This window comes from Agrobacterium sp. H141 (assembly GCF_057158725.1).
In genome coordinates this window covers 642,951-666,681 of sequence record NZ_CM169893.1, presented here as the reverse complement: position 1 = coordinate 666,681, position 23,731 = coordinate 642,951, and the positions used below count along the sequence as shown (strand labels likewise).

General features: G+C 54.8%; 23 protein-coding genes and 1 tRNA gene. 15 read left to right on the top strand and 9 right to left on the bottom strand.

What is annotated here, in order from left to right:
• Positions 1-11 precede the first annotated feature (11 nt).
• Both ACWPM9_RS02935 and ACWPM9_RS02930 read left to right on the top strand, forming a co-directional pair.
• Positions 12-1,841, top strand: a complete 1,830-nt coding sequence (locus ACWPM9_RS02935) for a hypothetical protein (RefSeq protein ID WP_484756683.1) — start codon at positions 12-14, stop codon at positions 1,839-1,841.
• 626 nt (positions 1,842-2,467) lie between these two features.
• A complete protein-coding gene (locus tag ACWPM9_RS02930; protein WP_484756682.1) occupies positions 2,468-3,358 on the top strand; it encodes a hypothetical protein in 891 nt (296 codons plus the stop codon).
• Positions 3,359-4,488: 1,130 nt separating this feature from the next.
• Here ACWPM9_RS02930 and tnpC read toward each other — a convergent pair.
• The 3 genes from tnpC to tnpA all read right to left on the bottom strand — a co-directional run bounded on the left by tnpC (position 4,489) and on the right by tnpA (position 6,874).
• A complete protein-coding gene (gene tnpC, locus ACWPM9_RS02925) occupies positions 4,489-6,066 on the bottom strand; it encodes an IS66 family transposase (protein WP_484756681.1) in 1,578 nt (525 codons plus the stop codon).
• Positions 6,067-6,134: 68 nt separating this feature from the next.
• Positions 6,135-6,488, bottom strand: a complete 354-nt coding sequence (gene tnpB / locus ACWPM9_RS02920) for an IS66 family insertion sequence element accessory protein TnpB (RefSeq protein ID WP_484756680.1) — start codon at positions 6,486-6,488, stop codon at positions 6,135-6,137.
• The gene (tnpA, locus tag ACWPM9_RS02915; protein ID WP_484756679.1) at positions 6,485-6,874 is read right to left on the bottom strand and encodes an IS66-like element accessory protein TnpA; all 390 of its coding nucleotides are present in this window, start codon (positions 6,872-6,874) and stop codon (positions 6,485-6,487) included. The genes tnpB and tnpA overlap by 4 nt, the downstream gene beginning before the upstream one ends.
• A gap of 23 nt (positions 6,875-6,897) precedes the next feature.
• Here tnpA and ACWPM9_RS02910 point away from each other — a divergent pair, with 23 nt between their 5' ends.
• The 5 genes from ACWPM9_RS02910 (at position 6,898) to ACWPM9_RS02890 (ending at position 11,775) form a co-directional block, all read left to right on the top strand.
• The gene (locus ACWPM9_RS02910; protein ID WP_484756678.1) at positions 6,898-7,191 is read left to right on the top strand and encodes a hypothetical protein; all 294 of its coding nucleotides are present in this window, start codon (positions 6,898-6,900) and stop codon (positions 7,189-7,191) included.
• 309 nt (positions 7,192-7,500) lie between these two features.
• Positions 7,501-8,097: a hypothetical protein gene (locus ACWPM9_RS02905; RefSeq protein ID WP_484756677.1), complete on the top strand. Its 597-nt coding sequence runs from the start codon at positions 7,501-7,503 to the stop codon at positions 8,095-8,097.
• Positions 8,098-8,117: 20 nt separating this feature from the next.
• The gene (locus ACWPM9_RS02900; RefSeq protein ID WP_484756676.1) at positions 8,118-10,061 is read left to right on the top strand and encodes an AAA family ATPase; all 1,944 of its coding nucleotides are present in this window, start codon (positions 8,118-8,120) and stop codon (positions 10,059-10,061) included.
• Positions 10,062-10,136: 75 nt separating this feature from the next.
• On the top strand, positions 10,137-10,943 hold the full coding sequence (locus tag ACWPM9_RS02895; RefSeq protein WP_484756675.1) for a metallophosphoesterase: 807 nt from the start codon (positions 10,137-10,139) through the stop codon (positions 10,941-10,943).
• A 40-nt stretch (positions 10,944-10,983) separates the two neighbouring features.
• The gene (locus tag ACWPM9_RS02890; protein ID WP_484756674.1) at positions 10,984-11,775 is read left to right on the top strand and encodes a hypothetical protein; all 792 of its coding nucleotides are present in this window, start codon (positions 10,984-10,986) and stop codon (positions 11,773-11,775) included.
• 80 nt (positions 11,776-11,855) lie between these two features.
• On the opposite strand, the gene ACWPM9_RS02885 is transcribed toward ACWPM9_RS02890, so the two are convergent.
• Positions 11,856-12,347: a PIN domain-containing protein gene (locus ACWPM9_RS02885; protein WP_484756673.1), complete on the bottom strand. Its 492-nt coding sequence runs from the start codon at positions 12,345-12,347 to the stop codon at positions 11,856-11,858.
• Between the two features lie 145 nt (positions 12,348-12,492).
• Here ACWPM9_RS02885 and ACWPM9_RS02880 point away from each other — a divergent pair, with 145 nt between their 5' ends.
• Positions 12,493-12,717: a hypothetical protein gene (locus tag ACWPM9_RS02880; RefSeq protein ID WP_484756672.1), complete on the top strand. Its 225-nt coding sequence runs from the start codon at positions 12,493-12,495 to the stop codon at positions 12,715-12,717.
• Between the two features lie 220 nt (positions 12,718-12,937).
• Here ACWPM9_RS02880 and ACWPM9_RS02875 read toward each other — a convergent pair whose 3' ends face one another.
• Positions 12,938-14,002 (bottom strand): DUF4238 domain-containing protein, encoded by a 1,065-nt coding sequence (locus ACWPM9_RS02875; protein ID WP_484756671.1) that lies wholly within the window; start codon positions 14,000-14,002, stop codon positions 12,938-12,940.
• Here ACWPM9_RS02875 and ACWPM9_RS02870 point away from each other — a divergent pair.
• The 4 genes from ACWPM9_RS02870 (at position 14,001) to ACWPM9_RS02855 (ending at position 19,047) form a co-directional block, all read left to right on the top strand.
• Positions 14,001-15,746 carry an ATP-dependent nuclease gene (locus ACWPM9_RS02870; protein WP_484756670.1) on the top strand — a complete coding sequence of 582 codons (1,746 nt, stop codon included), beginning with the start codon at positions 14,001-14,003 and terminating at the stop codon, positions 15,744-15,746. The genes ACWPM9_RS02875 and ACWPM9_RS02870 overlap by 2 nt on opposite strands.
• Positions 15,747-15,943: 197 nt before the next feature.
• Positions 15,944-16,792: a hypothetical protein gene (locus ACWPM9_RS02865; protein ID WP_484756669.1), complete on the top strand. Its 849-nt coding sequence runs from the start codon at positions 15,944-15,946 to the stop codon at positions 16,790-16,792.
• A gap of 320 nt (positions 16,793-17,112) precedes the next feature.
• Positions 17,113-17,610 (top strand): hypothetical protein, encoded by a 498-nt coding sequence (locus ACWPM9_RS02860; RefSeq protein WP_484756668.1) that lies wholly within the window; start codon positions 17,113-17,115, stop codon positions 17,608-17,610.
• Between the two features lie 507 nt (positions 17,611-18,117).
• Positions 18,118-19,047 (top strand): hypothetical protein, encoded by a 930-nt coding sequence (locus tag ACWPM9_RS02855; protein WP_484756667.1) that lies wholly within the window; start codon positions 18,118-18,120, stop codon positions 19,045-19,047.
• Between the two features lie 138 nt (positions 19,048-19,185).
• Here the strand turns inward: ACWPM9_RS02855 and ACWPM9_RS02850 are convergent.
• Positions 19,186-19,270: transfer RNA gene (locus ACWPM9_RS02850), tRNA-Leu, on the bottom strand.
• 193 nt (positions 19,271-19,463) lie between these two features.
• Between ACWPM9_RS02850 and ACWPM9_RS02845 the strand changes: the two genes are divergently transcribed.
• Both ACWPM9_RS02845 and ACWPM9_RS02840 read left to right on the top strand, forming a co-directional pair.
• Positions 19,464-20,045: a YqaA family protein gene (locus tag ACWPM9_RS02845; RefSeq protein WP_428188275.1), complete on the top strand. Its 582-nt coding sequence runs from the start codon at positions 19,464-19,466 to the stop codon at positions 20,043-20,045.
• Positions 20,046-20,053: 8 nt separating this feature from the next.
• Positions 20,054-20,569 (top strand): disulfide bond formation protein B, encoded by a 516-nt coding sequence (locus ACWPM9_RS02840; protein WP_484756666.1) that lies wholly within the window; start codon positions 20,054-20,056, stop codon positions 20,567-20,569.
• A 30-nt stretch (positions 20,570-20,599) separates the two neighbouring features.
• Here ACWPM9_RS02840 and ACWPM9_RS02835 read toward each other — a convergent pair whose 3' ends face one another.
• Positions 20,600-21,157, bottom strand: a complete 558-nt coding sequence (locus tag ACWPM9_RS02835) for an HNH endonuclease (RefSeq protein WP_428188273.1) — start codon at positions 21,155-21,157, stop codon at positions 20,600-20,602.
• A gap of 104 nt (positions 21,158-21,261) precedes the next feature.
• On the bottom strand, positions 21,262-21,918 hold the full coding sequence (locus ACWPM9_RS02830; protein WP_484756665.1) for a DNA-3-methyladenine glycosylase family protein: 657 nt from the start codon (positions 21,916-21,918) through the stop codon (positions 21,262-21,264).
• A 47-nt stretch (positions 21,919-21,965) separates the two neighbouring features.
• On the opposite strand from ACWPM9_RS02830, the gene gluQRS reads away from it, so the two are divergent.
• A complete protein-coding gene (gluQRS, locus tag ACWPM9_RS02825; protein ID WP_484756664.1) occupies positions 21,966-22,847 on the top strand; it encodes a tRNA glutamyl-Q(34) synthetase GluQRS in 882 nt (293 codons plus the stop codon).
• Here gluQRS and ACWPM9_RS02820 read toward each other — a convergent pair.
• On the bottom strand, positions 22,812-23,714 hold the full coding sequence (locus ACWPM9_RS02820; RefSeq protein ID WP_428188270.1) for a YihY/virulence factor BrkB family protein: 903 nt from the start codon (positions 23,712-23,714) through the stop codon (positions 22,812-22,814). The two genes, gluQRS and ACWPM9_RS02820, sit on opposite strands and share 36 nt — an antisense overlap.
• Positions 23,715-23,731: the final 17 nt, after the last annotated feature.

Here is a 23,731-nt window from a genome sequence, read left to right as displayed (position 1 = left end):
GGGGAGCGCAAATGACGGCTGGTGTATTGGACCCAATCAAACAGCTAGATCAGTTGAGAGAGGATACCTGGTATGCCAGGGAGGATGCCAAGGCCAAGAACGATCATGCCGCCGTTGGGAAACTGACGCAGCTGCTTGTCGAGATACATAATACCCGACTTGACGTTGTGGATGAAGTTTTCCAAGGCCTTGCAACCAAAATGGCTGACCTTGCTCGTCGGCTGGAAGAAATCGTTCAAAATGTGAAAAATTGGCCATTCGGTGGCTTTGAACCTCACGAGAAGCAGTTCCGCGACAAAAACCTACCGGACAACGACTTTGATGATGTCGGTCCGGACGCCCCGGCAGTTGAACCAAGTCCAGTTCCGGTTGACAAAATTCCCGTGGTCTCGGTCGCTTGGGCCGAGAACTACCAGTCCCTTTGGGAAAGCATGCAAATCCGTGATGATTGGAAATCAATAGCCAAGAACGTTGCGAAAAAGATCGTTAACGGTCAGGCAAGATACGCCGCAGCGGTAGCTGGCACGACGGTACCTTGGTGGTTTGTCGGCGTCGTTCATATGATGGAAGGTGGGCTTGATTTCGGAACTCACCTTCATAACGGCGACTCCCTCACCGGAAGAACTGTAAACCACCCCGCCGGTCGCCCAGCGGTTATTCAGGGGCTGCCTATCGATTGGGTCTACAGTGCCAAAGATTCTGTTATCTACGAGAAGCTCGACAAGGTAACTGATTGGTCACTGACAAGCGTCCTTTACCATTGGCACCGGTACAACGGGATCAGCAACGAGTATAAAATGCGGCTCATTCCCACGCCGTATCTGTGGAGCGGTACGCAACACTACATCAAGGGCCTATACACGTCAGATCACCATTTTGAAGCCGATAGGGTCTCGAAACAGATCGGTGCAGCAGTTCTTCTTCGAGCCTTGATCGACATCAAGGCGGTTTCTCTTGTCACAAATCAGGGGACGACTGCGAAGAACAAGGTGGCTGTCACGCGAAACCTGGTCTCCAATCCGGCTGCAGCAGTACAGCATGTTGCTTCGTTGAAGCTGGATTTGTCGGGTGAACCATTCCAACACCTCACGGAAGAACTTAGATATCCGGGGCCTGTCAAGGTTGGCTCGAAAAAGAAGATGGCTGTTAAACGCATCCAGGAATGGCTGTACCTCCAAGGCTTCGTCACTTCCATTGACAGCGACTTCGGAGCCTCGACTGCAAAGCAACTTGGTAGGTTCGCCAACGCCCACGGCCGTGAAGCCGTCGATGCCCTTGATGAGGAACTTTGGGCTCTGCTGACGGCACCTCTGCGCAAGGCACTCGCACCGATTCCGGCGATACCGTCCCTTGAGGCTGCTATCGTGATTGTTGCCGGTCAGCACATCGCACAGAAACCAACGGAAGTCGGTGGGAATAACTGCGGCCCATGGGTCCGAGCCTACATGCGCGGCAAGGAAGGCACGGCCCAGAAATGGTGCGCAGGCTTCATCAGCTTCATAATCGAACAAGCAACTCGCGATCTGAAGGTCACCATTCCGTTTGAACGACAGGTGGGAGTAGATGCTCTGGTGGCAGACGCGAAGAAAGCCAAGCGGTTCATCAGTGAGGATGAGGTCTCCACACCATTGTTGCGCCAATCAAAATTGAACCCTGGTCATCTTTTCGTTGTGCGGGCATCGAAGACCGACTGGACCCATGTTGGGATCGTATCTTCAGTCATGTCCGGAACATTCGACACGCTCGAAGGAAACACAGGAGGAGACGGCGGTAGCGACGGAAGTAACGCACGCGAAGGCAATCGAAGCTTTCCCAGCAAAGATTTCATCCGGATTTTGTGAGGTATTTACCCGGAGAACTACCAAATGTTAGTTGGCGGAGTGTTAGGGGCTGCGGAGACAGGCTTTGGCGAGTGTCCTCGGTGCAGTTGGACTATCTCATTAAAGCACTAGCAACGACTAAAAGCGCCGCTGCAAGAGTAGATCACGCCATGTTTGGCGGTCGGGATGTCTGATGGTGTGAAAGCGACGTTGCCCCCTTAACAAGCCTTGAAATCTATGCAATTCTGACGAGCATGAACGAAGGGGGCTTATCTTGTCGCGAGAAATTAATAGTACCGATTCCTATTCGGAACGCCTGTTAAAGTATATTCCAGCTGAAGTTTCAGCGGCCTATCTTGCAATCAATTCGCTAGTACCGACGCCCAATGGGATGTCGTCGACGATGTGGATTTCCGTCGTCGTTCTCGCCGCATTGTGCGCTTTGTACCTTTGGCGGCTCCAAGGCGTCACCAGCATAGTGCAGATATTGATAACGGTTTCTTTATTTTTCCTTTGGGCCGCAAATATATCCTCAATAAGAATTGAGAATCTGGTGAATTCAAACAATCTTGGCGTCGCACTAATACTTGCTACGGCCGCTATACCCGTACTGCCCGTGAAAGTTCAATCAGACGAGGTAGGCTAGAGTGACCTATAAAGCACCCAAAATGCTCGCCACGGCTATCGCTTACATGTTGCTTTGTACGTCCAGTTTTTCTGCTGAGCATGTGAACGATTTAGAAGCGGAGAAGCGGGATGGCTTCTTCGCATCGGCCCCAGGTGCAATCGGCATAGCAACTAAAACAGCCTGCAACAGAAATGAAGGGTTTCAACCCGGTACATACGTCCGCATGGTTGGATCGAATAAAATACTTTGGGGGATTTCTCCGAAAACAGATTGCCTGCGGTTTATCGTCAACCACAAAGCCGAATCATCAGTCAGCCCCCCACTGGCTACATACTTAGCGATAAAGATCGTGGGCCTGTATGAAGACGATGACAAGGATAAGATCGTCGCTCGTCGGCAAGGCTCTTTTTCGCGAGACGATGGGCAGTTACCTAGATTTCGGGATTACGTGGACGATGACAGCGCTTCCGCGCGAGAGGCCCAAGAACAGTTCGAGACCCATCACAAAAAGGGGGACCTTGCCGCAGTCGACAAACTCATTGGTAAGTGGCACGGTGTGCCTGCTGGCGCGGGCGAGAATACTTGGGCTGAACGCAAAAGACTGACCACTTCGCTTCCTCGCTTGGCCCGTCAGAATACTTGGAAAAGTCGGCTTATTGACTACAGGCTATACCGATTTATTCCTTATGACGGCAATAGTAGCCCAAGTGGTAGGAATCCTCTGGACATTATCGTCCATCCCCATGGTGCTTCGGCTCTCGTCTTAAAGTTCTATTCACCTGAAGGGGCGGAGTATGGTGGAGAGTTTGTGGTCCTCCTAACAGAAGATAAGGAAGAGGCGGATCGTATGGCTGGCGAGATTAAAGTTGCTGGGCGCAAAAATCTACTGCAGTGGTTTTTCCAGCAATAGCCAAAAAATCCGACCGGAAAGGCGTCTCGCTAGCCAGATACAACTAGTCTTTCGCGACGAAAACCAGCACCCTTTTCGCCGAAAGGCCCTTTGTGAAGGGGCAGGTAAGCGCGCCAAGTGGAAGCAATTGAGCCCGTTAAACTTAACCACTTTGACTGCGCTGGAAAATCGGGATCGTCGTTCTGTCTCAGACAGTATAGCGGGAGTGCGGCCGGTCTAAATGGATTAACCGGATGTAGCGCTACTCCGCACTTCTGCTGGAAATGCTCTAATCTTGCAGGACTATGCCTTCCTTGAAGAACCTCTCGACCATCAAGAACGCCCTCGCTTCTGGCCGGAGGCTGACCTCAAATTTGTGGATTTCATACTCGCCAGCCACATCCTCCATTTGATTCATGTCGGGGTATTCGAGCCAAGGGTGGTAGCGCGCCATCGCAAGATAAGAGTCAACCTGATTCTCAGGGCACACTGGTGCTAAAGCACCCTGATGGTCGATGGGTTAGAGTTTCCATTCGACAGTCGGTCGACGAGATCGTGGCAACAGTTGAGGATATGACCGCAGAACGCGAACTCGAAAACGCCCTTCGGAGCCGTATTAACCAGCTCAGCAGCGAAAACAGCATACTGAACGTAACCGGTGTTTCCAGCACACCACCCAATCCGCTGGTCCGTTGCAGAGATTGCGCGATCCCTTCATAGTTGCAGGCAGTGAGGGTGGATAGCGATGCTTAGAAGGAAATACGATGCGAAGGTGACACGAGAACTCGCGGTGATGAGGATCGTGTTCCCATTGATCGGGTTAGCGGCCTGCTCGGCCATCGTTGGGTTTTATTTGTGGCGGCTCCAGCATTTTGAGCGTTCCGTCGCGACTGTGGAAGCCGTTTGGGACCAAGAAGTGAATCGCCGTGGGACGACAGTCGTGACGATGGCGGAGCTATCTTTCTCAAGGACTACTCCGACTGGGGCGGCTATTGCTTGTAAGTACCAGTTTGAGATCGGTACGCCTCGGGATGGTTTTAAAGTCGGAGATAAGCTCGACATCATACCAGCGACTGGAACTTGCCAGCGCGCTGACATTGTTGGCCGACGCGCTGTGAACCCTTAGGCTATCGTGACAAGTCTTCTATGCGTCAGCGTCCTGGCGCGTTCCACGGCAAGAGTTCCTCGATCCGGCCTTGCTTGTGCCCGTTGACAATGGAGGTGAGCGTGGCGGTCAGATACGCCAACGGGTCGACGGCATTGAGTTTACAGGTCTCGATCAGCGAGGCGATGGTTGCCCAGTTCTCTGCTCCGGCATCATGGCCTGCAAAGAGCGCGTTCTTCCGATTGAGGGCAATCGGTCGGATCGCCCGCTCGACACTGTTGTTGTCGATCTCGATACGACCGTCGGTCAGGAAGAGCTTCAGACCATCCCAGTATTTGGTAATGTAGGCCAATGCCTCGCCGAGCGGCGACTTCGTTGCGACGCGGGCCCGGTGATGGAGAATCCAGGCATCCAAGTCGGCGAGGAGCGTTGCTGACCGCTCTAACCGACCTGCAAGGCGAGCCTCTGGATCAAGGCCCCGAAGTTCGGCTTCGATGCGGTAAAGTTCGCCGATCCGCTTGACGCCATCCTCGGCAATCGGTGCTGCGCCGTTGCGGGTGATCTCCACCAGCTTGCGACGGGCGTGTGCCCAGCAATAGGCAAGCCGAATGTCCGGGCCGATGCGGTCTGGTCCGATCAGCCTGTTGTATCCGGCATAGCCATCGACTTGCAGGATGCCGGAGAAGCCCTGCAGTATCCGCTCGGCATGAATGCCTCCGCGACCGGGCGCGTAGGTGAAGGCGACACCTGGCGGAGCACCGCCGCTCCACGGTCGATCATCCCGCGCTAGTGCCCAGAAGTATCCGGTCTTGGTTTTGCGCGAGCCGGGATCGAGAACCGGTGCACGGGTCTCGTCCATGAAGAGCTTGGACGAGCGCTTGAGGTCGGCAATCAGTGCATCGAAGACGGGGCGCAGTTCATAGGCTGCCCGACCGACCCAGTCGGCCAGCGTGGATCGGTCGAGGTCAATGCCCTGGCGGCTCATGATCTGGGCCTGCCGGTAAAGCGGCAGATGATCGGCATATTTGGAAACCAGCACATGGGCGACGGTCGCTTCCGTCGGCAGCCCTGCTTGGATCAGGCGTGCCGGAGCCGGGGCCTGAACGACACCGTCGGTGCAGGCACGGCACGCATATTTGGGGCGGCGGGTGGCAATGACGCGGAACTGCGCCGGGACGACATCCAGCCGTTCAGAGACATCCTCGCCAATGCAATGCAGGCATCCACCGCAGGCGCATATCAGGCTTTCCGGCTCGATCACCTCTTCGACACGCGGAAGATGCGTTGGAAGGGAGCCGCGATTGATAGCGCGTGCCTTGGCAATCCTGTGTCCAGCAGGAAGGTTCGCCTCATCCTCAGCATGGATCACGGCCATAGCCGTCTCCAGGTCTTCCAGCGCCAGGTCGAATTGGTCAGGATCGGTCTTCTCGGACTTGCGCCCGAAGGCTGCCTGCTTGAATGCGGCAACCAGCTTCTCAAGCCGCTCTATCCGCTCATCCTTGCGGGCGATATGCTCGTCCTTGCTCGCTATCGCGACGTCCTTGGCCGCCTCGCGTGCCTGCGCTGCGATCAGCATCGCCTTCAGAGCAGCAACATCATTGGGAAGATCGGCGGCGTCCAGCATGGCCAGAAGCTACCAAATCGTGAGCCGATTTGCCCTCATATTTGTCGTGCTGAGTCATCGTGCCGCAGCTATTCGATGACCTGCGGTGTTCTCGTCTGGACGCTATGAACCCGCCGCCAATCGAGGCCCGCGAACAGGGCTTCGAACTGGGCGTGGGTCAATGTCATCAAGCCATCCTTGATGCCCGGCCAGGTGAAGCTGTGCTCTTCCAGCCTCTTGTAGGCCATGACGATCCCAGAGCCATCCCAGTAGATCAGCTTCAACCGATCCGCCTTGCGTGACCGAAACACGAAGACGGTTCCGGTGAACGGGTCCTTGTGCAGTTCGCTCTTCACCAGCGCCGCCAATCCGTCATGCCCCTTGCGGAAGTCTACGGGTTTCGTCGCCACCATTATCCTGACGCGGTTCGACGGAAAGATCATGTCGCTGCCGCCAGGGCGCGAGCGATGGCAGCGATCCTGGCAGCAGACGCACCTTCCTCAAGACGGATCGTCACCGGACCGACGATAATCTCGGCGCGCGTGGCGGCCTTGACCGTCAGCGGCTCAGGCGACGGCGGCTCGACAACCATGGCCGCGAACTCTACCGCATCCTCCGGTGCTGGCAGGATCAGTTTGCCCTGCCGCGCCATCGTCCGCCAGGTGGAAAGGCTGTTGGCTCGCAATCCATAGCGCTGCGCAACTTCGTTGACAGTCGTGCCAGGCCTCAAGCTTTCCGAAACGATCTTTGCCTTGATCTCGTCCGGCCAATGTCGGTGAGCCTCACGTCCCGGCTTGCTGGTTGTGAGAAACTCCAATGAGGTCTCCATGGAGAAACTCCCGTTCTTCATCCATGGAAACCTCGATCACAGATCAGGCGGCAGCGAGCAATGTGGGAGTGAAACAGCGGTTACTACTGAACCAAAAAGACGAGAAGTATTCGAACGCTGTTCGGGATTTCCGTGATCGGTTACTGAAATTCACGGGTGGTGTCGGCACCCATCTTCGCGCGGCTATGCAAATGGTGGAACATGCAGACAAGCCTAAGTCGATGTCCGAAAAACCGGCAGCAGGCCAACATGATGGACGCCGCCCGCGTTGTATGAGCCGATACCGTAAAATGTCACCTCAAACCTCCTCACAATAACCTGACGCCATTGCACGATAAATAGTTAACGCGTTGTCTCATGTTCGGAGGTATGCCATCTAACGGGAGACTTGGTTGAGGAAACCCTAGCCCTTCTCCGAAACGCCAACAGATATGAACGACGCTGGAGCTTCACCGTCGTCAGGTCCTTTATGCTCGTCAAAGCAAATAGACCGTTGACAAGCTCGATATTGTTCCCTATTCGTTCTCGCCATGAAGAACGCGACCCTACACATCATACGAATATCCTGCTGACCCACCGCCTCGCGAGAGGCTGTCGTCAATTGCGTGTATATTCGAGTTGTGTAGATGAGTATTCAGTCGTTGCCGTCTGGCAAGACGTTCCGTACGTCGCAAACCATTCTCTCTCAGCCCAAATTCAACCGTTGCGTAGGCCGTTTCATCGCCAGGGACCAACTGGCGCGTGATGTGGCGTGCTTATTGGAATTCGAAGACGAGATTTCGAGCTGGAACTGCCGATCTCTACAGCTGCGCCAGGGGTTTGATACCTATTCTCCCGATTTCGTCGTCGAACGTCAGTCTGATGTCCTGTTGATCGATGCCGTTGGGCAGCGTCGCCCGCCCCAGTGGGTTGCCGAGGCAATCATCCGCGAAGGGTTCACATACCGGACCATGTCGCGTGGAGACATCGATCCGATCCGTCTCAAGAATTGCAAAGACCTGCTTCAATGCTCGGGCGGTGAAGTCAGCTTGGGGGATAGGGTAAGATTGCTGTCCGTCCTGGATGAGCAATTTTCCCTGACCCTGGCTGAAAGCCTCACCGTATTCCAGGAAACCAAGCCGATACGTGGCCTGGCAAATATGGTCGTCGCGCGTTTGGTCGAGATCGATCTCGACACCGCGCTGATCGGGCCAGAGACCGTTGTCCGCCGCTATCGCGGCTAGACCCATCACCACAACATTTCATGTTCGAAGTCGTGGCTCAGGCCGCGAGGAGGGTAACTGTGCCTAAAACAAAGTATTCACTGAAAACGCCACAAGACGCAGCGTTGTACTGTACGCTTAAACGGGCACTCAGGAAGGCTCCTGATTTCATCAGAGGCGCTGACTGCGTGGTCCTGCTGAATGTTCCGTCAGACCGATCTGGCGAGGACTACGACGTATGTGCCGAAAATCTCTTGCTTCGATTTTCTTCGGATCGAGATGACATGGCCTACATGATGGTCGCCGCTGCCGATAAGCCACGGACCATCCTCAAGAGGATGGACGGGGACTTCAGCCGAAAGCGCCGCCTACTCATTTTCAGGGAACAGGGTGCCGAACTTCCTGTTCAAGTCTCCTTGAAAGTTGACGTCGAAGTCGACATCCCACCGATCTCGACAATGGACTTTCGGATCGGATGCCGGATTGCCTATCAGATCGACGTCAGTCCCACTGAAGCGGAAGCGGCGATGTCTTATCCGCTACTGCATGTTTGGGCGGCATTGCGGCGAGGTCGTCCAATCGGGAACGCGTTGGCGCGTCTGGCCGAGGCATCTGTCCTCGATGCCAAAGCGTCGAGTGCCAAGAGCGAAAGCTTGCCGCCGTTGCAGGACATGTTCGGCTATAGCCAAGCCAAGGTTTGGGGAATGGAGCTTGCCCAGGACTTGATCGACTGGCAGCGAGGCAAGATCGATTGGTCGGAAGTCGATACCGGAATCGTTCTGTCGGGACCGCCAGGGGTTGGGAAGACGCAGTTTGCCGCCGCCTTGGCCCGGCAGTGCAATGTGCCCATCATTGCGACCTCCTTGGCGAGGTGGCAGTCAAGAGGTCACCTTGGCGACCTGCTGAAGGCTATGAGAGCTGACTTCGAGAAAGCGAAGGAAAGTGCGCCTTGCATTCTATTCTGTGACGAGATGGACAGCTTCGGCGACCGCAATTCCTTCTCGGCCGATAACAAAGACTACAGCACTCAGGTGGTGAATGGCTTTTTGGAGCTGTTGGACGGGCTCGACGGGCGTGAAGGCGTGGTCGTGATCGGCGCAACCAACGCTCTCGGTCGTGTCGATCCTGCCATTTTGCGGCCCGGGCGATTGAACAGACATGTTGCTATTCCCCTCCCGACTGCGTCAGACAGGATCGCCATCCTTCAGCAACAACTCGGACAGCCTCTGCCGAGAAAGCATCATCCAAAGTTGATGGCAGCCACCAACGGGTTTTCCGGAGCTGATCTCGCCAAGGTGGCCCGAGATGCAAAGCGTATTGCCCGACGGGCCAAACGGGATGTCACCATGGCTGACATTTCGAGATCATTGCCAGAAATGGTGGCGATCACAGGCGAGTTGCGGCGAGCGCTCGCGGTTCATGAGGCGGGCCACACCGTTGCAGTCGTCACGCTCGATCATGGCAAGTTCTACGGTGCCATGATTATCGATCATACACGCAACGACAGTGAGACGGTGCCGGGTGGTGGGGCATACTTCGAGGTACCCAACGTCGCATACCGCACCGTGCGAACCTACAGGGATCGAATTGTGGTGCTGCTCGCGGGGGTTGCTGCCGAGGAGGTGCTCCTTGGGGCTGTAAGTGACGGGGCTGGCGCAGGCCCAAACTCTGATCTCGCCCAAGCCACCCGTATCGCCACGATGCTACAGAGTGGCATGGGCATGGGTAATCGCCTTCGTCATAGCCTGGCGAAAAGCGACCGCGACCTTGAAACACTTCGACTTTACGACCCTGGTGTCGCCGTCTGGGTGGACGATGTACTCCGGACCGAATTCGAGCGGGCGAAGCAGATTGTCCGCAGTCACCTGAAACTCGTGGAGGCTATTGCCGACGAGCTGGAGGTGAAGGGAAAAGTCTCTGCTGATCAGGTCGCAAAGATGGCGGCTAAGCTCGACGGACTGCCACGCATAGCGACCTCGGTCTGAAGCTTCGCACTCTTGTACGGCCAATGATGCGCCGCATCCTGCGCCTCTTACCCCACATCCTTGAAGGTTACAGCCATGAAAGCATGGATCATCAGTGACATGCACGTCACGCTCGCCGATATGACTGCCGAAATTGACATCCCTCAAGCCGATATCTGCGTCTGCGCAGGTGACCTATCTGGTTTCCTCGCGTTCGGCCTCGAATTCCTAAAACGGCGGATCGCCCCAACGATTCCGGTCGTCGTGGTCCTGGGGAACCACGACTATTACGGTAACACCATCGACGGTGCTCTGTCGGAAGCGCGGAAGGTCACCGGTGAATGCAACATCCATCTTCTGGCAAACGAAACGCTCGAAATCGGTCATGTCAGGATCATCGGCGCGACGCTCTGGACTGATTACCAGGTCCCGTGGGGCATCGACGATGAGTTGCCGCTTCCTGATCGTGCTGAAGCCGCCGTGTACTTCTGCCGAAGAAGCATGCTCGATTTCCGCGAAATCTACGGCTCGCCTCCGTTTCGTGAGGGAATTCCCAGGCTCATCACGAGCCGCGAGATCATCTACAGGCATATGGAGAGCAGGGCATTTATCTCAGGTGAAATGGCAAAATCTTGGACTGGTAAGACCGTGGTCCTAACGCATCATGCGCCGTCTCCACGATCATTGCTGAAACAGTACCAGGGTGATGCCACCAACGCTGCTTTCGCCAGCGATCTCACTGAAGTCATCCAGAACGGGCGACCTGATATCTGGATTCACGGCCACATCCATCAGTTCCAAGACTACGTCGAGGGGCACACTCGGGTGATCTGCAACCCACTCGGCTATCGGCATGAACGTGGCAAAAACGGGTATCGCCATGGCTTCGTGATCGAGCTTTGAACCCGAACGGATGTGTCTGTACACAAAGGAGTAAATCGAAATGTCCAGCAAGCTGGTTCTAAAGCCACTTTGGAGCAACGGCTCCTGCACCTACGCGATCACTTTCAAGAAGATGTCGGCGGAAGACAGGCGAGAGGTCGAGCAACTCGCCGACGAGGCGGGCTACATTCGCAATGACGACATTTGGGCCCCACCCAGAGTGGCAGGCAAGATGTCGGACTTTTTCCGCGCAATGGCCAACGCTGGTTTCGGCCTGGAGTTTGACGATCCCGAAGACGCTCCTTTCGACCTTCAACGGTTGAATCTCTCAGCGGATACCCGAGCGAAGCTGGAATGGCTCAGGGATTTTGAACTATACGACCTGGCGGGGTGGACGCCGGTGCAGGCGGAGGGGAGGTTAGACGGACATCATTTCTATTTTCGTGCGCGTGGGAGTTACTGGCGGTTCGAATTGGGTGGCAACGAACGACACACACGGTCACCCAGGTGGTGGCACGAGGAATCTTGGCCCTCGATGACAGGTTTCGAAGCCGGTTACATGTCCGACGAAGAAGCCGTTAGTTGCATTCTGAAGGCCATCGATCTTTTCCGAAACGGAGACAACAGTCTCTTCAACCCGGAACATCCGGAATACGAGCGGACGATCCTAGAAGGATGGTCGGCTGGAGCCCTTAGCCTGCGGATCGTTACGATCAGGCTCGGCATTTCTGCGAAAGAAGCCGTCACACGAATGCGGGCGCGGGGGATCGAACTGCCATACACCGCCGACCGGGAAATTCAATATGTGGAGTCGCTACCCGTGCGAAAGCTTAAGTCGCGTGTTGGCCACTAAGCAGGAGAAACAAGAGCCCTCGCGAGGATGCTGGTGACGCAACTAACGCACATGTGGAGAAAGTTCTAAGGTGAGCTATCTTATTGAGAAGCGCTAGCTCGCTCTGCTAGAGGATGAGACATGACTGGCCGAGCATGCCACGTGTCGTCTTGGGGATTGTAAATGCCTGGAAGGGGGTAGCAGCTATTGATCAGCAGGAAGTCTTTGACATTAAAGGTTGCAATCGGCATTTGACTCACCAGCGCCGCTGCCGCGATATGGAGGTCCTGTCCGAAGCGAATTCTTTTGGCTCCAGGATGAGATACCATGAGATTGCGGAGCCTGGGATCGGCAGCCAAATTCCCCCACACCTCGGCAACATCCTTTCCTGTCTCCAAGATGGGCATGCCAGTGGCGATAAGGCCTTGGTACCAGGTGGTCAGTCTAACTGCTTTGACGGGGTCGCGAGAACAAAGTTGCATTATCCCTTGTTGAAACTCGACGATAGCAGCCGCTGGAATGACGAGGTTTGGCGCACTTTTTATGAACCGCACGACCTGCGGATGGGGCTTAACCCTGCTGGTTTCGCTCAAGACGCATGTATCGAGTAGGTATCCGGTCGTCATGGAAAGGGCGCTCATCTGAAATGCGAGCAAAGTCTACAATAGTGGTTAACACACGATTAACGCGCATTTTCCCTTTGGGTGCGTTGCGCCCTACCTCTTATGGGAGAGAGTTATGAGTGAAGAAGATAGAAGTCCCAGGGAGCAAGAGGAGATGTCTGCCATTATCGTCACCATTCCGAAAGACGGAGAGCTAAGACGGTTCTTTGAACGGCTGCGCGCCGCTGGAACGCTCACGGTAAACGACGGCGGCCACGAGTTCTTGGTCAAAATCTCCCAATCACAAATTTCAAGTGAAGCACGGGACTTTCTGGCCGGTGGAGGGCCTATATCTGAATAGCGTCCCTAAAAGCACCTGATCGGTGAATGCTTGTATGTCTTTAAATTTCGTGATCTTCTCCACTTTGAAGAAGCGGGCTCACCCCGGTCTATTCCTGGGCCGTCAGATCGAGCCGCTACTGCCTTTCCCGAGCCGGACCTTGTTTCGCACTTGGAACGCGACCGGTCTAAGGTTGGATGCGGAATATGAGGAGTACCAGGCTTCAGCGCCTGGAATATGATCACGCGGTTTTCGGCCTTGCACCCGTGCCGCGTATAAAATCAAAAAATCCCGGCTGGGCTTCCTTAGCAAGATTTTTTGTGACCCAATCGCGATCACGGGTGTCGATGGCAAAAGCAAATTGCCTTGCTTGGCGCACAACATGCCGATTGTTCCGACGTACGAACTCCGTCTCGCCTTCGCGAAACGCCTTTTCAATCACCTGTCGGGAATGGGCGGCCAAGAATACGGCTTTCGGTCCAATCGGGATCGTAACTAACGTACTTCTGGATTTGAACGGGTAGTCCCGCCTGACAGGACGGTCGGATGTCAAAAAAGAGTCGCTGCCGGAAATCTCTCGAACCTCCCAGTGCATCTTGGCAATAGTAGTGGAGATTTCCTTATGCTCTGTCATATGAGCCATTATTTTAACCCCTAGGCGTTTTCCGTAATCCTGGCCCATCGATGCGATGTATTCCTTCAACGTCGGATGCGCGCTGTCTCGCATCGTAGGAAATTCGGTAAAAAGTTTCTGGTACCGAGCCTCCATGCGCTGATTTGGATTCGCCCACTCTACGCTGATGTTCCGCTTCGCTGACTGGACATCCTCAGGTCCCCGAACGAGAAGCGATACAATGAACCATGTCCAGTCATTACGGTCATTGTCGCTCCAATTGCCTCCTGCTCCCTCTTTTTCCAGCCTAGACAGTATTCTGCTTGCCTTGTTATCTTTCGGCTTCATCAGGTCAGTTTCGACTGCCTCTGCCTCGTCCCCCGAAAAGCCGTCGAACGAATATCCATTGCGCTCCCATCCTACCCCCTTGGGAGCTTTCCGGTCGACCGCAACAATCCCCGGCCGCCAGAGAGCGTAGCGAGTCAACATTGCTGGATTGCCCGACGCCCACCTCTTTGAGTAGAAAATCGGAATGAAATGATGGACAGCAGGTGGCAGGTGGTTCTTTTCGGACGTCAAATCAAAACCGACAATTGAGTTCTGGAAACCAGTGGACAGATTGTATTTCTTCTCTTCACGCACCGTAAAGTAGATACGATGGGACGAGGAATCATTAGCATCCGGGGGGACCATGGCCGAGGCACAAATCGATCTTGAACGAGGAAAACTTCGTTCTCTGTCCGTGCGCAACTTCCGATGCATTGGGAATAACCCGGTTAAGGTCGATCTGGATGATATCGTCGTTCTTGTCGGCCCGAACAATTCGGGCAAAAGCTCAATTTTGCGTGCCTATGAGATCGCCATGAGCGAGGGATCGAACGCTGGTAAGCTCAAGATCGAGGATTTTCCTAATGGCGAGATCAACCCGGACGAGCCGGTTGAGATTGAACTTGTAACCGAAGTCATCGTCGGTGACCCAGGCAAGCAGTGGCTTGGTGATCTCGAAGGTAAACCGGCGGGTGCGGATGGGCGAAAATACGTCAAAGAAAAATGGGTTTGGACCGCCATAGGCAAAGGCACCCGCTACGGCTGGAACGTTGACGCTCAAGACTGGGATGGGAAGAAACCGTGGGGCTGGGCTAACGTTGCGAACGCCCGTCGCCCAGCAGTCCACCCAGTTCGCGCGTTTGATCCGCCTGAAGCACAGGCCAAGCAAATCCACGACTTGATGAGCAAAGCGATTCTGGATTCAGCTAAACTGCTCGAAAAGGACGGGGTCAAATTATACGATAAAATCCTTGGCGAAATTGATGATTTCCAGAAGCTCGCGCTCGCCCATAACAAAGGAAAAATCGAAGAGGCGGAGAAGACCCTCAACGATATCGTATCTACAATTTTTCTGGATCACGTCGTCCAATACATCCAGTCGGCAGATGCATCCGACTCGGCACTGAAGCTTTTCCCGGATGGCGGTAGGCTCACCATGGGTCACAAGAACGGTCACATGTCCGACCTGGAATCGCAAGGAAGTGGGGCGCGGCGAACGATGCTCTGGGCAACGCTCAAGCTTCTAAAGGACAGCGCCAGCGATCAGAAAAAAGCGAATGTGCTTCTGATCGATGAGCCCGAGCTTTGTCTTCACCCGAATGCCATCCGGGACGCATGCAAGGTACTCTACGATTTGGCATCGAAAGAAGGATGGCAGGTAATGGTGACCACCCACTCCCCTGTCTTCATCGATCTTTCTCGTGACAACACGTCCGTCGTCCGCGTTGAACGGAGGGACAAGGGCGAGATTGTGGGGACTACCCTTTACCGGCCGGAAGCAGCACAGCTCAGTGCCGACGACAAGGCCAATTTGAAGCTCCTGAATCTTTACGACCCATACGTTGGCGAATTTTTCTTCGGCGGTCGCGTGATCCTGGTGGAAGGCGATACCGAATATTCCGCCTTCCGTCTGATCATGAATGAGGACAAATCATTGTCGAACATTCACGTTATCCGTGCGCGAGGTAAAGCAACCATCGCGTCGCTAGCAAAGATTCTCAACCAGTTCGGGGCGACCTACTCAATTCTTCACGACACCGACACGCCGAAAACCATGAGTAAAAACAAAAAAGGCGAGGTCAAGGAAATCGTCAACCCCGCTTGGACGACGAACGGGAACATTCTGGCGGCAGTCGAGAAACAGCTCGAAGCCAAAACGGTCCGGCTTGTCGCATCGAAGGTCCACTTCGAGGCTGCTTTTTTCGATACCGCTCTAACCGGTGAAAAGCCGTATTCAGCAGTGCGAACGCTACTGAGCGATCCGGACCGTAAAAAGGTCGTGGCGGACTTGTTCAAGGCTTTGATAGAGCACGATATAAAGTTGCCAGACGGCTGCGTGGAATGGTCGAAAATAACCGAATTAGAGGCGCTGTTTCCTTCCGCCCCCTAGATCGTGGCCTGGGACGGGAAAATTGTACATCCCAGAAATTCGCAACAGCGCCGTTGTACTCAAGCAGTTTCATCCATCCTTCCAATGTGGAATTGGGGGCAGTCTATACCATCCATCGCTGTTGATTATGGATGCCTGTAATCTACGGCCCTCTAAAAATCCGGCGATTAAATCTGCTACGGGAGAGACCAAGCGGCATGCCCATCCAGCTTCAAGAGCGCCTTTCCGAATTTTCATATGGATATGGTGTGACCAGAGAATTTGAGCGATCACTGGTCGCTCAGGGCCTGAGAGCCGTACCATTTCTACCCAGTTTGCTGCACGAAGCGAAACTGGGCTTCGATGTAGGTTTCGACAGAGTTGGCACGCCCTTGCTTCTACAGTTTAAACTCGGCCATGCCATGAGGCGCTTCTCTCCAGGGCCAAGACCTACGCTCAATCAGCCATTTTGGCGGTTCAAGATCGATACAGCCGAACCTGATGGTCAGTTTGAATTACTGCTTAAAGCGGAGCGAGATGGGGCCGATGTCTTTTACGTCGCGCCAAAATTTCATGACTGGGAAATCTACTTACAGGCCTTTGAAAATGGCCGGATTACCCGGCAATCGGTTATCGTAAAGCCATCTTCGATTAGACATGTCTTAGACAACAACGTCGTTCCGGACGGCCACCACAAAATCGTCTACGACCATTCTCGAACATACCTCTGCTCTGACCCAATACCGCTAGAGCATGTGAATCCGTTTAATGTTGCACAAACAGTTAGAAACGATATTTCCCATCGGAAGGAAACACTAGGCCAAAGCTTGGAGAAAATATATGGGGGGTTCGACAGTCGGTTTGAAGTAAGGACTGCTGCGTTTAAGTTAAGTGACCGCACAGGTTTCGATATTCCGTCGGATGCGAATGAGCAGCCTAAATTGCGTGCAGCGCGAGTAGAACGGCTGTTGAATCGAGGTAGAACCCGTGAGGAGGCTATTGCGTTGGCAGTTGCAGCCGAGGCTTGGTCGGTTGGTGCTCAAACGATTTTTGTTACCGAAAAATGAGTCGCACCTACTAATAGCCCACTCTTCATCCTCGTAAATATCGGGACCGTCGTCATTCGCGACCTCAATCGCTTCAGGTCTACGACCAAATCTGCGATCAAAAGCTTCGGCCATACGGGCTCGTACGGGCCTGATGTCGACGTCCCTGCGGTAGCGACTAAAGCTGTTAATCTTCTGTTCCAGCGCGGCACGATCCGGCCTCTCATAGGGAGCGGAATCGACTTCGAATCGCCCGTAAGGATAAAATGAGAGTGGAGGCAACGCGAGCACGACTCGAATATCGTGCGCTCAATGTATTCTCTCGGTTAAACGGTATCTCAATGAAAATCGACAAATTCATCACTTCAAAGCTTCTCGGCAAAATCTGGCATGTAACCAGCCACGAGCGATACCAGCTCATCATGTCGGATGGCTTTATTCGGTCTGAACCAGCCATAGGCAACGACCAGCGCTGGAGCACTAGACAGGGGCCACGCTGGTATCCGTTCGTCCGTCACATAGGAGGTTTTTCGCTCTTCGACTTTCCGGTGGGTTTCGATCTTGATCGATACCGCCAGAGGTGTCCTTCCTCGTCGCTCGAAGCCCTAATCCCCTATCGTCCTGAGTGGGGTCACTCCGTTTGGCTCGAAATCGACCAAGTGGCTCAAGCAACCTCCCTGTTGCGTGGAGATGTTGTTTGGGAGCGGTGCGAGCAGGAAGGGCGAGGAAGGCGTTGCATGCCCCACATCGAAGCGGCCCATATCGGTGATATGCCGATTAGCTCAATAGCTGCGGCCAATCTGTTCGCGAAGGGCGACACTGATTGGCGAGCCGTGTAATCCTGCGCGGATAAGGTTGCCCAAACATAACGCGGTGGTTGCTTGGTACAAAAGTACCGGAGCGAATGGCCCACACAACTGCTCACAGGGACGAACCTAGAGAGCGCAGTCAGTAGGCGTAGCCCAAATCAGTGGGGACATTTTTAAAGGCGCTTTCTGCTGTACCGAGGTGTCGTAGGGACAAACCTTACGGACCACACCAAAAGATGACCGATCAAGCTACTGAAGCATCATTTGTCGATGCTACGGGCGGGAATTGAATCCACGACCGCGCCCAGACCAAGGTGACCACGACCACAGGTTTGTTGGGCTCGATATGGTCCAGTTTCGCAGCAACGCAAGTCTAATTGAGAAGCAGCAGTAATCACTCATGCCCGTTGCAGCGTCGACGCGAACTTTCCCGTCACTCACTGCTTGTCTACGTCGAGCACCTTACTCGCACGATGTTAAGCGAGTTTGTCGCTTGCAGTAGTCGGCGAAACCTTTGGAAAAACCAGAGGACATCCAATGGACTACCTACCACACCCAGTACGCACCATTTTCATCTCAGCAGCGGGATACGAACGCGCCGCTCAAACAAAAGCTACCATTGAGAGAAACATCCAACTGTCCGGTCCGAAGCGGGCCCGTCATTGCAACACTATGGCTCGCTGGGTGCAGAACGCTGAGATGTCGGGCGCAACCGATGAACAAATCGCGGACATGCGAGGGCGGATCAGAGCCTTGAAAATGATAGCAGTGCCCGTCCTGTACAGCGACGAGTGCTCAATCTTCGACGTATCGGCTTTGCTCCCAAAGCTGCCCAAGAACGACATCTCCGACTTCAGCCTGCGCGATCTGGTGCTTCCTGGCGATGAAACCATTTACATTCATTTTGGTCGCGAAGAAGCGCTCATCGTCGACCAGGGCCACGATCTCTATTTTGAAGGGGCCTACGTTACGCGCGTTGACAATGAGGTTGGTGAAGATGAAGTCAGCGCATTCCGAATCGCGCTCGTATTCAGCGATCCAGAATTCGGAACGCTCGCCTTCGACCGGCCAATCGGCCACACGCTTAAGCGAAACTCGGACTTCGTTCGGTTCGAGATCAAGCACACCAAGAGCGTGCGACTGGGCTTTGCCAGCCTGGCACAAAACGGTTTGGCGGAAGAAAGTCAGGTTCTGACTGCACCATTGAAGGTTTATTGCGCCGCCTATGATCTCCTCATCAGATCGATGATTTACCTAGGCCAAGACGGACGCGACGTGGAGTCTGGTTACTTCGACGGGGCTCCGGAAAGGCAGTTACGGAAGGCGTTGAACGGCGACGAAAACGCCGAACACTATCTATTGGAAAGCGGCTTTCCTACCGTGCAGTTTGTCGGCCGTAACATCGGGCCGGTTCCAGACCTTTGTGAGCCACATTGGGGTGCTGAACCTGTTGGCTTTCAGATTTAAAGAGTTTTGCAGTTTCAAGCCAAAGAATCCGGCCGGGGAAAGCTGTTACGGGGCATCCGCCCCCTAAGAACGGCTCCAGGGAAATTCGTTAGGGGCCGCACCACTCACGGAGTATCATTTTTCAATGCATGTGAAATTTGGTGCCCCTTGCCGGAATCGAACCAGCACTCCTCTCGGAACCTGATTTTGAGTCAGGCGCGTCTACCAATTCCGCCAAAGGGGCAACACAAGCGTCTAAACGCGGTAGAATAGCGCCGAAATATACGAATGCCCCCGCTTCGGTCAACCTCTATTCGCAAGGTCATGCACAATCACGAAGAGTTTTAAACCAGAAGTGTTTTGCCAGGCGTCGCGCCATTTACAGCCTTATTTCCCTTCACTAAAACCCCAGCCAGATTGACTGACAGGAAAAACGAATGCTGCGCCGTCTTTATGATTGGACCATGTCGCTGGCGGGAACCCGTCATGCCGAAAAGGCACTGTTCGGCATTTCGTTTGCAGAGAGCTCGTTTTTTCCGCTTCCACCGGATGTCTTGCTGATTCCCATGGTGATCGCCAAGCCGCTGAGATGGATCAGGCTTGCGCTCATCTGCACCATCTCCTCCTTGCTTGGCGCGTTTCTGGGCTACGCAATCGGCATGTTTCTCTATGAGACGATCGGCCAACCGATCCTGGCTTTCTACGGCAAGGAAAACTCCTTCGAACAAATTGCCGCCTGGTACAACACCTGGGGTGGGTGGGGTGTCTTATTCGCCGCGGTAACGCCGTTTCCCTACAAGGTTCTGACCATTTTTTCGGGCGCTACAGGACTCAATTTCCTGGTGTTCACCATCGTCAGTATCATTGGCCGCGCTGCCCGATTTTTCCTCGTGGCGGCACTGCTTCGACTTTACGGTGAACCTATCCGGATCTTCATCGAGAAATATCTCGGACTGCTTTTTGCACTCTTTCTCATTCTTCTGCTTGGCGGCTTCTATCTCGTCAAGTTCGTGTTCTAAAGGGAACAATGACCATGCTGAACCTACGCACCGCCGCCCCCCTTCTGCCAACGATAGTCGTGACCCTCGGCATGGCAGTCGTGGTTGGCACAGCACTTGGTTTTGAACATATCGGCGGCTACATTCCGTGTGCCTTGTGCCTGCTGCAACGCAATCCCTATTACATCGGCATTCCGCTTGGAATTCTTGCCATTCTGTCCGTCGTCTTGAAATGGCCGGCATGGATCAGCCGGGCGCTGCTTGCCCTGATTGGCGTACTGATGCTGATCGGTGCAGGCATGGGCATCTATCATGCGGGCGTGGAATGGCAGTTCTGGGAAGGCCCGGCAAGCTGCAGCCTAAGTTCGGCGGGCGTCAGTGCAGGCGGTGGCGATATCCTCAGCCAGCTGAATGCGGTCCACGGCCCATCCTGCTCGGAAGCGACGCTTCGCGTGCTTGGATTGTCGTTTGCCGGTTGGAACGTCATGACCAGCATCGCACTTGCCGCAATCGGGTTCTACGGCGCAACAAAAAAGGCCCTCTAAGGGGCCTCTCTACGATCGATATCGCCAACATCAGGGCTGCAGTTCGGTATCCCAGTAGAGATAGTCCATCCAGCTTTCATGCAGATAGTTCGGCGGGAAAAGCCTGCCATTATTGTGAAGATCCTGCACCGTCGGACGATAGGCTTTCTGTGCTGGGAACATTTGCGCTTGGCGGGGAAGCTTGCTGCCCTTGCGCAAATTGCACGGTGAACAGGCCGCTACAACATTCTCCCACGTCGTCTGTCCGCCATGAGCTCTGGGAATCACATGATCGAAGGTCAAATCGTCCATGGAGCCGCAATACTGGCACTCGAATCTGTCGCGCAGAAACACATTGAAGCGCGTAAACGCGGGATTACGCGTGGGCTTGATATAGGTCTTGAGACTGACAACACTCGGAACCCGCATCGAAAAGGTGGGAGAGCAGACCGAGTGATCGTATTCCGCGATGATGTTCACGCGGTCCAGAAAAACCGCCTTGATCGCATCCTGCCAGGACCACAGCGAAAGCGGATAATAACTCAGTGGCCTGTAGTCGGCATTCAAGACGAGTGCCGGCAGGGAATTAGGCGAAACTGCAATCGTCAAGGGCGTCTCCTGATCGATTCGTAATCTGCTATTTCTATATTAGGTCTGTTGTTACAGGATTGTGAAGCCAAATAAATTGGCCGGCCGCGGTTGATGCATCGTTTTCAAAGGGGCGTTGCATCCCGGCCCATGGACCTCGCGTAATAGGCCCAGAAAAGACGGGCCGCAACCGACCGCCAAGGCCTCCAGACACGCGCCAGCTCCTGCACCACGGCGACGTCAGGGCGGACCTCATATCCGAACGCCGATCCGACAGCGGCCCGGAGCGCCACATCGCCTGCGGGAAAAATATCGGCATGACCACCGCAGAACATCAGATAGACTTCCGCGGTCCATGGTCCGATACCGCGCAACCGCGTCAGCGCCGAAAGCGCGTCTTGAGATGGAAGGCGCGGTATCGCCTCAAGATCGATTTCTCCTTGAGCCACGTTCTGAGCGATCAACCGCAAGGTGGCAGCCTTGGCCCTTGAAAGACCGAAGGAAGCAACGGTCTCATCATCCAGCATCAGGTAACCTTCGGCAGACAGCGGCCGTATCGCAACCGTGATGCGTCGCCATAACGCCTCAGCGCTGGCCCGGGAAACCATCTGCGAGACGACGATATGGGCAAGTCCTTCAAAGCCCGGCTCTGCAAGCCGCAACGGGAGCGGGCCAGCGGCACTCGCGATAGGCTCGAGCCTTGGATCAAGGCACAAAAGCTCACCAAGGCCCCGCTCCACATCGGCAAGATCACGAATGACCGCGAGCGTGGAACTGGTCATCGATCTATCCTCTTGGAGCCGGCGTTAATTTCGTGGCAGAAGAAAGCATGATCCCCGCACACAGTCAAAAGCCGGCTTTCCGTTTTGCACCGAGCCCCAACGGTCTCCTGCATCTCGGGCACGCCTATTCGGCAATCCTGAACTACGACCTGGCCAAAGAGGCTGATGGCCGCTTCCTCTTGCGCATGGAAGATATCGACATTGCGCGCTGTACCCCGGAATTTGAAGCCGCTATATTCGGCGACATGACCTGGCTTGGATTGACGTGGGAAAAGCCTGTCCGCCGCCAATCAGAACATCTGGACACCTACAAAAAATCACTGGAGCGCCTCATTGGGCGCGGTCTTGCCTATCCGGCGTTCATGACACGGGGCGAGGTGAAGGCCTGTGTGGCAGAGGCGCAAGATCGCGGAATGGCATGGCCACGAGATCCGGATGGCGCACCGCACTACCCTCTCCGAGACCGGAACATGAGCGCGGATGAACGGAATATCCGCATCGCGAATGGCGCCCGCCATGCCTGGCGGCTTGATATGCGACAAGCCATCGCCGAGCTGAGCGGCGAACTCACCTGGCAGGAAAGCGGTGATGGCGAGGTTGGCACGATTTCAGCAGATCCTGCGGCATGGGGCGATGTCGTTCTATGGCGCTCGGATGCGCCAGCCAGCTACCACCTGTCTGTCGTGCTGGACGATGCCGACCAGGAAATCACCCACGTCGTCAGAGGCCTCGATCTGTTCCATGCGACCAGCGTCCACCGTTTGCTGCAGGAATTGATGGGCTTGCCGCAACCCACTTATCATCATCACAGACTGATCCTGGCGGAAGACGGTCGCAAGCTTTCCAAGAGCGAAAAATCGACTGGGCTGTCGCAACTAAGAACAGCCGGCCTCTCACCTGCGGCTGTTCGCCGGCTCCTTGATATGTGATGGACCAGGCGGGCCAGGGGATTGGCGCGGTGCCATGCCGGCAAATTTCAACAAGGCGGCATTGAATTCCGCACCGATCAGGAAAATCACCCCGACCATGTAAAGGAAGATCAGGACCACCATGATTGAGGCCAGACCGGCATAGGTGGCGGAATAATTCGCAAAGGTCGCGAGGTAAGACGCAAACCCGATCCCGCCAAGCATCCAGAGCAGCAGTGTCAGCGCCACACCCGGCAACACATCGATCAGCCGACGCTTGCCGGCTGGAAGACCGAGATGCGATAGCAAAAGACCGACAACGAGCACAGCAACTGTGCCCAGAAGCCGCCAGCTTGAAATGGTGGCAAGCAGGTCTTCCATCCAGGGAAACCACTTCTCCGCAAAGGACAGGGCAATCGGCACCGCCACCAGCAGGAGACTAAGCGCAGCCAGTGCGACAACGGCAGCCAGTACGAATCCAAGACTGAAAAGCCGCGTCACATACCAGGGCCTGCTTTCGCTCACCCGGTAGGCGCGGTTTAGAGAAACGCGTAGCGCCTCCACACCATTGGAAGCGAAATAGGCAGCAGCCAGAACCGAGATGGTCAGCAGCCCGCCGCGCTGGATCGTCAACACTTCCACGACCTGGTCCGAAAGCGGTGTTGCTATTGCTTCCGGCCATGTGTCGAAGATCAGATGGATCGCCGTTTCGGCAAACTGGTCCGCTCCGAGGAAAGACGCAAGCGCCGTCCCGAAGATCAGAAAAGGGAACACTGCGAGCAGAATAGACAGTGCGACATGGCTCGCCATTGCCCAACCGTCGTCTTCGCTGAAATGCATCAAAGCATCATAGGTCACCTTGTAGAACATTCGAAGGAAAGGCCGCATTCGATCTCCCTGATTGG

Coding starts and splice junctions, on each gene's coding strand:
- ACWPM9_RS02935 (WP_484756683.1), top strand. CDS start 12: ATGACGGCTGGTGTATTGGACCCAATCAAACAGCTAGATCAGTTGAGA.
- tnpC (WP_484756681.1), bottom strand. CDS start 6,066: ATGCTGGACGCCGCCGATCTTCCCAATGATGTTGCTGCTCTGAAGGCG.
- tnpB (WP_484756680.1), bottom strand. CDS start 6,488: ATGATCTTTCCGTCGAACCGCGTCAGGATAATGGTGGCGACGAAACCC.
- tnpA (WP_484756679.1), bottom strand. CDS start 6,874: ATGGAGACCTCATTGGAGTTTCTCACAACCAGCAAGCCGGGACGTGAG.
- ACWPM9_RS02910 (WP_484756678.1), top strand. CDS start 6,898: ATGGAAACCTCGATCACAGATCAGGCGGCAGCGAGCAATGTGGGAGTG.
- ACWPM9_RS02905 (WP_484756677.1), top strand. CDS start 7,501: ATGAGTATTCAGTCGTTGCCGTCTGGCAAGACGTTCCGTACGTCGCAA.
- ACWPM9_RS02900 (WP_484756676.1), top strand. CDS start 8,118: ATGTTCGAAGTCGTGGCTCAGGCCGCGAGGAGGGTAACTGTGCCTAAA.
- ACWPM9_RS02895 (WP_484756675.1), top strand. CDS start 10,137: ATGAAAGCATGGATCATCAGTGACATGCACGTCACGCTCGCCGATATG.
- ACWPM9_RS02890 (WP_484756674.1), top strand. CDS start 10,984: ATGTCCAGCAAGCTGGTTCTAAAGCCACTTTGGAGCAACGGCTCCTGC.
- ACWPM9_RS02880 (WP_484756672.1), top strand. CDS start 12,493: ATGAGTGAAGAAGATAGAAGTCCCAGGGAGCAAGAGGAGATGTCTGCC.
- ACWPM9_RS02870 (WP_484756670.1), top strand. CDS start 14,001: ATGGCCGAGGCACAAATCGATCTTGAACGAGGAAAACTTCGTTCTCTG.
- ACWPM9_RS02875 (WP_484756671.1), bottom strand. CDS start 14,002: ATGGTCCCCCCGGATGCTAATGATTCCTCGTCCCATCGTATCTACTTT.
- ACWPM9_RS02865 (WP_484756669.1), top strand. CDS start 15,944: ATGCCCATCCAGCTTCAAGAGCGCCTTTCCGAATTTTCATATGGATAT.
- ACWPM9_RS02860 (WP_484756668.1), top strand. CDS start 17,113: ATGAAAATCGACAAATTCATCACTTCAAAGCTTCTCGGCAAAATCTGG.
- ACWPM9_RS02855 (WP_484756667.1), top strand. CDS start 18,118: ATGGACTACCTACCACACCCAGTACGCACCATTTTCATCTCAGCAGCG.
- ACWPM9_RS02845 (WP_428188275.1), top strand. CDS start 19,464: ATGCTGCGCCGTCTTTATGATTGGACCATGTCGCTGGCGGGAACCCGT.
- ACWPM9_RS02840 (WP_484756666.1), top strand. CDS start 20,054: ATGACCATGCTGAACCTACGCACCGCCGCCCCCCTTCTGCCAACGATA.
- ACWPM9_RS02830 (WP_484756665.1), bottom strand. CDS start 21,918: ATGACCAGTTCCACGCTCGCGGTCATTCGTGATCTTGCCGATGTGGAG.
- gluQRS (WP_484756664.1), top strand. CDS start 21,966: ATGATCCCCGCACACAGTCAAAAGCCGGCTTTCCGTTTTGCACCGAGC.
- ACWPM9_RS02820 (WP_428188270.1), bottom strand. CDS start 23,714: ATGCGGCCTTTCCTTCGAATGTTCTACAAGGTGACCTATGATGCTTTG.